Annotated in this window: 12 protein-coding genes; 1 reads left to right on the forward strand and 11 read right to left on the reverse strand. The window is 52.9% G+C overall.

Annotation, left to right across the window (positions count from 1 at the left end; genetic code table 11):
• Window positions 1-2 precede the first annotated feature (2 nt).
• From KB235_RS09185 to KB235_RS09235, 11 genes are all read right to left on the reverse strand, one after another.
• Complete coding sequence (locus KB235_RS09185; RefSeq protein WP_034815444.1) at window positions 3-926, reverse strand: AAA family ATPase; 924 nt, start codon at window positions 924-926, stop codon at window positions 3-5.
• Entirely contained in the window at window positions 923-1,150 is a 228-nt protein-coding gene (locus tag KB235_RS15690) for a hypothetical protein (protein ID WP_246514177.1), read from the reverse strand. The genes KB235_RS09185 and KB235_RS15690 overlap by 4 nt, the downstream gene beginning before the upstream one ends.
• Before the next feature lie 707 nt (window positions 1,151-1,857).
• Window positions 1,858-2,349, reverse strand: coding sequence for a DUF3916 domain-containing protein (locus tag KB235_RS09195; protein ID WP_211779465.1), 492 nt, complete (start codon window positions 2,347-2,349; stop codon window positions 1,858-1,860).
• On the reverse strand, window positions 2,346-2,834 hold the full coding sequence (locus tag KB235_RS09200; RefSeq protein ID WP_211779466.1) for a DinB family protein: 489 nt from the start codon (window positions 2,832-2,834) through the stop codon (window positions 2,346-2,348). Before KB235_RS09200 ends, KB235_RS09195 begins: the two co-directional genes overlap by 4 nt.
• Before the next feature lie 54 nt (window positions 2,835-2,888).
• Window positions 2,889-3,386, reverse strand: coding sequence for a hypothetical protein (locus KB235_RS09205; protein WP_211779467.1), 498 nt, complete (start codon window positions 3,384-3,386; stop codon window positions 2,889-2,891).
• Window positions 3,383-4,426, reverse strand: a complete 1,044-nt coding sequence (locus KB235_RS09210; RefSeq protein WP_246514178.1) for a DUF2332 domain-containing protein — start codon at window positions 4,424-4,426, stop codon at window positions 3,383-3,385. The genes KB235_RS09205 and KB235_RS09210 overlap by 4 nt, the downstream gene beginning before the upstream one ends.
• A 111-nt stretch (window positions 4,427-4,537) precedes the next feature.
• Window positions 4,538-5,800, reverse strand: a complete 1,263-nt coding sequence (locus KB235_RS09215) for an NCS2 family permease (RefSeq protein WP_211779469.1) — start codon at window positions 5,798-5,800, stop codon at window positions 4,538-4,540.
• Between the two features lie 622 nt (window positions 5,801-6,422).
• Window positions 6,423-7,928 carry a PH domain-containing protein gene (locus tag KB235_RS09220; protein ID WP_211779470.1) on the reverse strand — a complete coding sequence of 502 codons (1,506 nt, stop codon included), beginning with the start codon at window positions 7,926-7,928 and terminating at the stop codon, window positions 6,423-6,425.
• A complete protein-coding gene (locus KB235_RS09225) occupies window positions 7,925-8,431 on the reverse strand; it encodes a PH domain-containing protein (RefSeq protein ID WP_211779471.1) in 507 nt (168 codons plus the stop codon). The genes KB235_RS09220 and KB235_RS09225 overlap by 4 nt, the downstream gene beginning before the upstream one ends.
• Before the next feature lie 74 nt (window positions 8,432-8,505).
• The gene (locus KB235_RS09230) at window positions 8,506-9,177 is read right to left on the reverse strand and encodes a WGR domain-containing protein (RefSeq protein WP_211779472.1); all 672 of its coding nucleotides are present in this window, start codon (window positions 9,175-9,177) and stop codon (window positions 8,506-8,508) included.
• A gap of 58 nt (window positions 9,178-9,235) precedes the next feature.
• Window positions 9,236-10,327 carry an FUSC family protein gene (locus tag KB235_RS09235; protein ID WP_211779473.1) on the reverse strand — a complete coding sequence of 364 codons (1,092 nt, stop codon included), beginning with the start codon at window positions 10,325-10,327 and terminating at the stop codon, window positions 9,236-9,238.
• A 171-nt stretch (window positions 10,328-10,498) separates the two neighbouring features.
• On the opposite strand from KB235_RS09235, the gene KB235_RS09240 reads away from it, so the two are divergent.
• Window positions 10,499-11,119, forward strand: coding sequence for an NAD(P)-dependent oxidoreductase (locus KB235_RS09240; RefSeq protein ID WP_211779474.1), 621 nt, complete (start codon window positions 10,499-10,501; stop codon window positions 11,117-11,119).
• Window positions 11,120-11,132 lie beyond the last annotated feature (13 nt).

Below are 11,132 nucleotides of genomic sequence, written 5' to 3' on the forward strand. Positions count from 1 at the left end.
CCTCACACCTTCTCGACCGGGACGTCGACGCGCTCCAAGATGTCGGCGAGGACGGCCCGTTTCGTTGATTTCACGTCTCCTTCGAGCGTGAGCGTCAACCGATGCGCGAGGACATGCGTCGCGACGGCTTGGACATCTTCTGGCGTCACGAAGCGACGATTCTCGATGTAGGCATACGCCTGAGACGCCTTGACGAGGGCGAGTGTCGCACGAGGGCTGGCCCCGACTTCGACGAGCGGATGGTTCCGCGTCTCTTGGATGAGGGCGAGTAGATAGGTCACGACGTCCTCATGGATGCGAACCTCCTCGACTTCTTGCTGTGCCGCTAAAAACGTCTCGGACGACATGAGGGCATGGACGGCGTGGCGTGTCTTCGAGATCGTCTGTAAAATCAGTTGCCGTTCTTCCGCCGCTTCGGGATAGCCGACTTGGAGCGACATCAAGAAGCGGTCGAGTTGTGCGTCCGGCAAGGCGAACGTCCCAGCCGACTCGATCGGATTCTGTGTCGCGATGACGAAGAACGGTTCCGGCAGTTGATACGTGACCCCGCCAATCGACACTTGCCGCTCTTCCATCGCCTCGAGTAACGCCGACTGTGTCCGAGGGACGGCCCGGTTGACCTCGTCAATCAAGAGGATATTCGTGAAGATTGGGCCCGTCCGATTTTCGAACGTCTGCGTCTGCACGTTGAAGTAGTCAGCACCGATGATATCACTTGGAAGCAGGTCGGCCGTGAACTGGATCCGTGTGAACTCCGCCTCGAAGCTCTTCGCGATGCTTTTGGCGAGGAGCGTCTTCCCCGTGCCTGGGACGTCCTCTAGCAAGATGTGTCCGTTCGCGAGTAGCGCCGTGCAACAGAGGCGCGTGATGTCAGGTTTTCCAAGATAGATTTGGTCGAGTTGTTCGAGCACGCGTGTGATGGTCATAAGGGTGGCTCCTTTTCTAGGCGAAGTAAGTGGGCATCGAGTTGCTGTTTGAACGCTTCTTCCCGTTGTGGCGTGATTTCGACTTGGTCATACCGGGTCTCTAAATAGCTCAAAAGTGAGGCGTCGAGCTGGATACGATTCGCCCAAGCAGATAACGTCTCGAACGGCCGTCGTCGTTGTTGTGGCGGCAGCGCTTGCTCAAATTGAATTAGATGTTGCCGCAACGGGGAATCCGGCAACGGATGGATTGAGCGTGGGGACTGCTCGAACCTTTCTTCTGGTTCTTGACTTGAGTGGTTCACTTCGTCTGTCGATACGGAGCCACTCAGTTTTTTGTTGAGACGTCGCCTACGCCACAACCATGCGCCAATTAACAGAAGGCTAGCGCTAAGAATGTATGGTAACAACGATAGGCGATCGGCTTCGTCATTGGATGGTTCCCCATATGACGGAGACAAGTCATCCGAATTTCCTCTCGGTGTGCCACCGTCCTCATCCGATGGTCCAACAATGCGCCCACTTCCAGAAGACTTAGACGCAGAATCTTCGTCAGCGCCACCGCCGCACCAACGATTGGTGTCAACCACTTCGATAATCCCAAACAACTTTCGCTTGTCGTGACAGTCCGTCACCCAGCTCGTGATAGGGCTCCCGGAAATATCCACTCCTTTAAAGTATGTATATGCGGCTTGACCTGAGAATGAAATGAGTGCGACAACCAGTAACGAAATCAAAACCGTGGATATAAACAGGGCTTTGGCCTTTCTCATATAACGATCCGTCTGTGAAACTGTTGATTCGACCGCATCCGATGTCACGGCTCCCTTCATTCATCGATTCCATTTAATCCTTTTTATGGAAAATGGATTTGAAAGGATTATAGCATATGGATTGATAGAATATTCAGTTTTTTTATAAAAAAGTCGCCCGCTTATTGAACGAGCAACCATACTTCCCCGCTATATGTATAATCATCGTCTTGAATCCGCTCATGGAACCGATGTACCTCGACGTCCGCTGAAAGGTTGACCTGCTGTAGGCACATCGAGTCGACAGGCAAGCGCGTCCACGTCTGCTCGGACGTATCGCGTTCCATGAACACCTTTAGTCGTGCGTCGCTTTCGAATACGAGAAGTTCGGACTGCCAGAGCGTCGGCAGGTCAATCAAGACGACGACCCGGTACTGTTTATCTTCTCGGAGATGCACAAGCCGAGCTCCCCCTTCTAGCATCGCCTCGATGACAGCTTGCTGGATTCGGCTGTTCTCCTCGATTGATAGTAAGAACGATTGATCGATTGGAATTTTGCTATGCCAATACCCGTCATGGAACGTCGTCGGAAACGAATGGGTCTGTTCTGCGATATCCAAACGCAACCGTTTCAACCTTCGTCTGACGTCTCGTACTTTCGTTTTTCTCTTCACGGTTTCATCCCTAAAACTCGGTCGACTTGCTGCTGATGGTGGCGGTCATGTTCGATGAACTCGGTGACGATATAGGCAAGTGTGTACGGAACACCTTGGTGCGGGCAATGGGTCGCCCCGTTTGCCGTCATGTGCATTGTCATCGTCTCGTGACGAAGTGACGTCAGCCCTTCTATAAGTGAACTCCGACTCGTTTTGGCGAACGTGAGCACCTTTTCTCCAGAGAGACGTTTCGCTTTTTGGGTCGCGCGCGCGTTAAACGAGTCGAACTCGGGGAAGATCATCCCTTCCCCGTTTTTGACGGCTGGGATGATGACGTTCAACAGATGGTTGTCCCAATGGGCGATGTGCAGGACGATTGCTTTGATTGACCATTTGTCGGTCGCAATCGGTTTCTCCCACGTCGATTCATCCAATTCCGTTAGCGTGTTAAGCCATGTGGTATAGGATGCAAACTCGTCGATGACGTCTGAAGTGTTCCTCATGAAAATGTCCTCCTTGATTTATTAAGTTAAGAATCCGCTCATATTCAATCTCATCTATTCCGATTCAAATAACCCTTCCGTACGATTATATTCCTCTAAACTTCGCCAACCGGGGAAGGTTTGACGGAATCGCTCGCTTACGTCCTCAACTTGGCTGAGCATTAAAACAAATGTTGAGTCCCAAAAGATCAATTCACACATAGCGTCTGGATGCTGAATACGGGGTGACTCGATCCATAGATCGCTATTCCCGTCTGCGAACGGATGGACGATTAAATCGTTTAACGTGATGGACGTCTTTCGTTCAAACGCCGTGAATACTCCCCAAATGACGTATAGGTTTGTGTGCTGGACAAGTTCGAGTAGACGTTCACCTTTTATCCAGTAGGCCGTTCCCTCCTCAAGTTCTTGAATCTCTTCGAAATACTTTAACGAGTCATTTGAGATTACGGCATCGAGGTCCGTCACCAACCAATTATAGTTGGTGACTTGTAAACAAAGAGCATCCATGACTTCTTGAATGGAAACGAATCGCTCGATAATCGTATTCATGTCAATACAGCCTCATCTTTTAACAACCATCTGAACCATCTGCCGTGCCCGTCCGTCTCCGCAATCGTCTGCTCTCGTTTGACACCGTTCACGTATTCGTCCAGATGCAAGTCTTTGTCTTGGATATTGTTGTAGAGATGGAAAACGTCTCTCGTCTGGCCGATTTCTTCGACCACGTTCAATAAGTGTTTTTTCATGTCGATCGTCATCTGATTGGCTACGTGCGTGTGGAAGATGCATAAGGTGCTTCCTTCTGGAATACTCCCGACAAGGCCGCTCAATCGACTGATCCCGTCGCCTTCGATGAAGTCGATCGGCTGCTCGCCGATATAACTCGACGCGCGTTCGAACATCTGTAAACGTTCCTCATGCTCTGGCCAAATCAACGACTTGAGCCATAACCGCTCTGCTTCATTATTTAAATCGACGATGTTCAAATCAAGTCCGATACGTGTTGCGACCGGAGCGGGTGCTGACGAGAGCGGCGGTGTCAGCTCCCCGACGAATTCTGAACGAATATGTAGCCGGGACTGCACCTCTCCGAACACTTCCTCTGTCCCATATGAATATGCATACTGGTCCCACAACAGTTGTAAGCCGGCACTTGTTCCAATCTCAATCAATGCCAGTGGTTTTCTTGTTTTATGATGAATGTAACCAAAAGCGGGATATAAGTATGCACACCTTCGGACTTCGTTCGTCTGAACGCGTTTCGAACTTAAGATAGACTCGATTTCATTTCGATACGTGAGACAAAACGATTTGAACGACTCGAACGATTCGGTTACGGGCTTAGCGTCGCGCACTATACTCGGGTAGTAGTCTGTTAGCGGGTGGTCGTTCCCTTGCATCAGCAAGTAATGGACCGCACCGAACAATAAGTTCGGGACCGGTTGACCGTCCCTCGCCACGTTACAGAGTTCAAGCAGTTCGTCGTCCTGCGAGATGTGAAGCGATAACGATTCATAGAGCGGGCTCGAGTCCCGGCATTCTCTCTCAGCAAACGTCGCAAACTTTTGAGACAATTTAGATGTCGTCAAATCAAATCCTCTCCTCACACGTGTTTTATGCATACTACTTCCCGTGTAAGTCATGAGACTCCTTTTTATCCATACAAAAAAACGGCACCGTATTCACGGTACCGCCCGATCTTACAGCCAGACTGGTAAAGAAAAGAAAACGAGGAACAAGACGGTCAAGACACCGACGACCGGACTGAGCGACCGATAGCCCTTCTTGAACAAGACAATCATCGTATAGGCGATGAAGCCGAGCCCGATCCCATCGACGATGGAATACGTGAACGGGATCATGATGATGACGAGAATCGCCGGGAAAGCATGCTCCCAATTGTCGAGCGGGAGATGCTTCACGTTCTGGAACATCATCATGCCGATGATGATCAAAACTGGCGCGATCGCCGTCACCGGGATGATCGCGAACAGCGGCAACAACAAGAGCGAGACGACATAAAGGCCTGACGTCACGAACGAGGCGATTCCGCCCCGTGCCCCGACCGAGATGCCGGCTGCGACCTCGACCGTCGAGACGGTCGGGCTCGAGCCGAATAGGGCACCGGCCATCGTCGATAGTCCTTGCGCGACGAGCCCTTTCGGTGCGTCCGCATCTTTGCCGATCGCCCGTGTCTGATTCTGGATCAAGCTGATGTTTTCAATCAGCAAGACGAGCGTCAACACGCCGACGGCGACGAGGAAGAGCGGCGACATCGATTCGGTGAACGAGACGCTCCCGAATACGGTGCCGAACGACTCGAAGAACGGGGTGAGCGCGAACTCACCGGTCCAGTCGAGCGTGCCCATGACGGCGCTCAAGCCGACACCGAACGCGATGGTCCAAAGGAAACTGCTCGGTCCCATCTTTAAGAAGAGAAGGATGGCGACGAAAAGCGTCAGGAACGCGACCTGCACCGGCCGTTCCCCGAGATCTCCGATGTGAAGCAACGCCCCGCCACCGCCCGAGACGATCCCCGCCGCCTCGAGCCCGATCAAAATGAGGAAGAGGCCGAGACCGACCGTCAATCCGTCATGAATGATCGGCGGGAACGCGTTCGCCAGCTTCCTCGCCACCTTCGTCACCGTCAATAGGACGACGAGCGCCCCCGAGACGAACGAGACGGCGAGCGCACCTTGCCAGCTTAGACCCATCTGCAGGACGAGCGTGTACGTGAACAACGCGTTAATGCCCATCCCCGGTAACAGGAGCAGTGGCAAGTTGAAGAGCCCTGCGATGAACGTTCCGATGATGCTTGTCAAAATCGCTCCGATGAGCGCTCCCTCGAACGGGAGTCCGGCTTGTGTCAAGATTGCCGCGTGCACGGCCGGGATGTATGCTGTCGCCAGAAAATTCAGCACGCCCCCGTATGTTTCTGTTTTCCATTCTGTTTGTTTTGCCATAGGAATCAATCCTTTATTGGCACCCTCACCCACCCATGTGGTTATACACACGAGGTTGATTATATCCTGTCTGACTTCTGACATGCAAGCGAATGTTGACTCAATTCCATCTTTCGACCCAATCGTGAGACCTGCTCCGCCTAAAGCTTCATTTCCTAAAACAAGAACAAACGTTCTTGTTTTTAGCATCTTTTTTGAAGAGAATCTGCTATAATGAAGGAGCAGGTTAACGCAGCAATAGTGGGGTCAGCCGCCAAGTCCACAATGGAGGAAGGCGGTGGTGCGGATGGAACAGCTTTGGACCTGGATCGGCGATTACGTAATCCTCCCGATCCTCGCTCCGATTATCGTTCACTTGGTAATCCACCAATCATCCGATCGTGCAACGTCTGAACGCACAAAAAAATGACCCCCTCGGCGCAATGAGATGGGTCACTTTCTGATTCACTAACCATTGTGGCGGCTGGGCCACTCTTGAAGTGGTAGCCTGTACGCCAGAGGCCGGTGTATCGAGCACCGGTCTCTTTCTACTTGCATCATACCATATCTGTTCCCGGTTTTCAGTAACGGAAACGCGAAAATTGTGAATCGAATCGCACAAATGGGACACACCGGGCCATCTTCAGCCCGGTGTTTTCATGTTTTCTACGTTGTAGCGCGAGAACCAGTCAAGCATGGCGTCCGCTTCTCGTTTCGGGATGTCCTCAATCGACTCGATGGACAACAGACCACCGCGCGTCGACAAGACGACGTTACAAAGCCCGAAGCGTCGTTGCAACCAAGACTGCGTCACGTGAATCTGTTCGATGCGCGGTTTGTCCGTCACGAACGAGCGCACGTTGAAGGCGCCGGTCCGCAGTTGGATGAACGCCCCGTTCCGCGCATAGCGGGTCGTATAGTAACTGAGCACGCGCCCGCCGACGATGAGCGTCCATAACAAGAGGAGCCACCACGCGTATTCGCGGAAGAAATAAATGACGATGCTGGTGACGATGACGCCGAACCAACTGATGCGCATCAACTTGATTCCAAGCGATCGTTTCGGCAGACGGTGGAGCGTGTCGGCCCAGGCGAACTGGCTGAAGTGTTCGTTCAGCACCGCCATCGCCTTGTCCCGTCTTACGAACGGGAGTATCGTCGACGACTCGTCTTTCAATTCGTCCATTGTCCCGGCCGCGACGAGTTCGACACCGATGATGTTGAACCAGCGCCGGATGAACGTCTCTTTGATGCGAATCGCTTGAATCTTCTCGTACGGGATCTCTTTGGCCGACCGGTTCAGTAAGCCTTTCTCGACCCGGATGCGGTCGCCCCTTCGTTCGAGGACGAAGTTCCCATACTTCAGGAAGTTGATCACCGTCCCGATGACGACCGACAAGAGCAAGATGGAGAGGATGAGCACACCGATGGCGATCACCGAGGCACTGATGACCCAGTCCCCGATTTGGTCGAACGTGCCGTCGAGGTTGATGAAGTCGTCGATGTACGTGATGATCGTCGAGGCAACCGGGAAGATGGCGAACACGGACAGCGACGTGAGCGAGGCAATCAAAATCTCGCGGGTCGATAGTGTATATAGCCGAACGCCCGGCGGTTTCTCGATCGTCACCGACTTCTCCGTGCTTCCTTCCTCCGTTTCGCTCGATTCGGCCGAGGCCTCGAGCCGTCGACGTCTGGATTGGTCGAGCACGTCCTCGAGCCGTTTCGCCTCACTCGGGAAGACGCCTGCGAGTTTGAACGAGGCGTCATCACTGTTCGCATTCGTATCGAATGTCAATTCGACGACACCGAGCAACCGGTAAAAGAACGGGCTGTTCGAATGGACGCTCTGAATCTTATAGAGCGGCAGCGACTTCTCTTGCTTCATCCAGTTCCCTTCGATGACGTACATCGTCTTCTCGTCCAAGGCGTACCGGAAGTTGCGCCAACCGAAAAACTTTTGCAGCAAATCGAACCCGATGAAGAGGAGCACGGCGACTCGGAGGATGATGCCAAACGTCGTTTCCCAGTCGTTGTTCAAGACGAACAAGATGACGATCGGGATGGCGAACGACTTCAGCATGTCGACGATGCGTAGGACGAGCACCCGTGTCGGAAGCCGATGCCACGTGAGCGACGCTTCGGTCATACGACATCCTCCTCTTCGATGCGGGCGTAGACGGCGATCTGTTCGCGGAGCGTCTTCGCGAATGATTCTTCGATCGCATAAATCTCATGCGATCCGGCAGCCGTACCGATCGTGATCGTCTGAAGGCCGAACTTTCGAAGGAGCGGTCCTTGCTTCGCATGCACGTATTGCACTTTCGTCATCGGGATCAAGACGTCATGTGTCGTGATGATGCCGTGATGAAGTCGAATCTCGAGCGGTTGGACGAGATACGTGAAGCGCTCCTGTCTCCATTTCTGGAAGACGATGATGTCGACTAGGCTATAGATGACCGCGATCGCCAGTAACCCGTAAGCTGTGGCTTGGAGCCAACCTGGCCAGTCGAACCAGACGGCCGCGAATACGAGCGCACCCGTGATGATCAAACCGATCACATAGAAGATGGCACTCGATAAGCGGAACACGGTTCTCGCCTCGACCGGCAATGTACCGCTGATGGGTGATGCTGTTTCAATCTCTGACATTGGTGTTTCCCCCTATCCGTTCGGACGTTCGTCCGTCTCTCTCTTTAGTATACGCCGTTTTGTTGAAAGAAGTTTCAACTCGATGCTGGAAAAGCGGCCAATTGTTTGTTGATTAACTGGAAACGGTGCACATCCTCAGGCATGACTTCGTCGACGATGGTCGTTAACGCTTCGTGAGCGGAACGTTTTAACGCATCCGTGATTCGCCCAGTCAGCTTGATTGAAGCGAACGCACTTGCGAGGATGACGACGTCACATGCGAAGCGGTCCCCGTTTTGCATCCAGTCTTCGGGCGTCGAGATGTCTTCTTCAAGCCAGTCCGATAGAATCGCATACGCCCCTTCCAAAAAATCGAGGTCTCGGTCTTTTCGAAGCGCTTCTCCAAACATATCGAGGACATCGGCCCCTTCATCGCTCCCGAACGGCGCGAATTCGTCCGTGCAGTCCAAATAGAAGTCTTCTTGGAAATGTAGCATGAACGCCGGGTGGGCCGTCAGCGGATGCGGCCCAATCTCCGGGTCGTCGACGTAAAGATGAGTGTCCCAGTCGTATTCGACCTCGACGTACCCTTTCTTCAGTTTTTGACGGACGAGCTTATCCGCTTCTTTCTTGCACGCTTCTTCCGTATCGAACGACTTCAGTTGGACTTTCCCGACCGTGCCGCGTTTTCCGTATTGGACGACGAACTCGTCCGTGCCGACACGGATGTTCCAAAATTTTGTAGTGTGTAGTAAATAGATCTGCATCTTGTTCTCCTTATGTGATGACGTAGCTTAAGTATACAAAAAACCGCTCGAGAGCGGTTTAGTCTTCAAAGAACCACTTCTTACGCGGTTCCACTTTCAAGTTGTCCCCATGTTTCTTCATCTCGGTGATGAGGTAGCGTTCGAGTTCGTTCATCGCCTTGACCCAATCCGTCATCGTCGCGACGAGCGGGACGACGGTCAGGATGAGGTCTTCCTCTTCATCCCGCATCTTCTCGATCATCAACTTTGCGAAGTCGAAGTTCTCGTGAATGAGATCCTCTTCCCGGTCGATGATGTGCTCGTTCTCGAGTTCATAAGCCGAGAACAGGCGCTCATGCCGGCGTAACAAATGCCGCATATGGCGCAAGAGTTCATCTTCGAGCTGAGGCGGTAGATGTTCGAGCGTCAGAAAATCGTCATGCAGCTTATCGAGCACGTGGATGGCGGCACTGTTCGTATCGATCATCTTCGACTTCAAGACGGCCCGGCGATAAATCGGTGTCTTCTTCTCGAGCCAGCGGTTGGCTTTAATCTCTTCTTCAAAGAAATCGTAGGTCGTCTTCGAGCCGCGATGTTTCTTTTTCGTCTCTTCAAGTGACTCGAACGACGAGCGTCCCCCTTCTGTTTCTGAGAACAAACGGGCGATGCGGACGGCCATTTGGAACACGGTCGTGATCTCGTCCTCGAGTTTCCGCTCATAGCGCGGAGGGAACAAGAGTGCGTTGACGAGAAGCGCCACCGTGATTCCCATCATGATGAGCAAGTACCGTTCCCCGGCGAACATCCAGACGGGCATGTCCGACTGGCTCGCCCCTTCCATAATCAGAATCGTCGTCAAGATGACGGTCCGGGTCGTCGACTCGAGGTTCAAGAAGAGAAGGATCGAGATGGCGATGATGATGACGACGCCGATGGCGATCGGTGTCGGGTTCGGCGTCAACATTAACGAGAAGACGGCAAGCAAAGCACCGATCAAGTTCCCTTTTAGTTCTTCTAATAGCCGGACACCCGTCTGATAAACGGACGGCAATAATGCGAGCGAGGCCGCGAGTGCCGGTACGACAATCTGTTGAAATTGAAATGCCTCGGCGATGAGCAATACCAAGGCGACGGATATCCCGGTCTTGATGGTTCTAGCTCCAAATCTCATGCGGTGTCGACAACGAAGTGTCTTCCTCCCTTATACACGTCTTAACTTTTTGTATCCCACTTACCCTGCCCTGAAACCTCACAACTTCAAGCCGTTGTCTCCTGTTTCGATAGCGCTCCGTGGTATGATGGCGTTGGATATTTTCTTTAATCTTGATTGGGAGGGGTTTACTTGTCAACCATTGCTTTATTTGGAGGGAGCGGCCGCACGGGGATGCGGTTGCTTGAACGTTTGTTAAAAGACGGCCACGACGTCCGACTCTTGTCACGTCGCGAGGTCGAACCGAGGGATCGTCTCACGGTCATCATTGGTGATGCGACCGATGCGGACGCCATCGCAGAAACGGTGAAATCGGCCGACGTCGTCATGTCGGCGCTCGGTACGGATAAGCAGGACGTCTTGTCCCGCTTCACGCCGTTCATCATCTCAGCGATGCAAGCAGCCGGGGTCACGCGCATCTTGACGGTCGGGACGGCCGGCATCTTGCAGGCACACGATTCTGACAACTATCGTTTCGAGACCCGTGAGTCGAAACGTTCGATGACGACCGCGGCCGAGGATCACGCCCGGGCATATGAACTGCTCGACGCATCAACGCTCGATTATACAATCGTCTGCCCGACCCAATTGATTGAAGACGCGTCCGTCGGGAACATCGTCATCACAGCTGACGTGCTCGGGACACAAAACTCGGGACCAATCTCGCGTGACGATGTAGCAGATCTCGTCATTCAAGCCTGGGAAAACAAATCATATCGTAGACATCGCGTCGGCATCACGACGGAATCATAAGTAGGGGATGGGG

Origin of the sequence: Exiguobacterium alkaliphilum (assembly GCF_018138125.1) — a bacterium.
In the GTDB taxonomy this organism is placed as follows: domain Bacteria; phylum Bacillota; class Bacilli; order Exiguobacteriales; family Exiguobacteriaceae; genus Exiguobacterium; species Exiguobacterium alkaliphilum.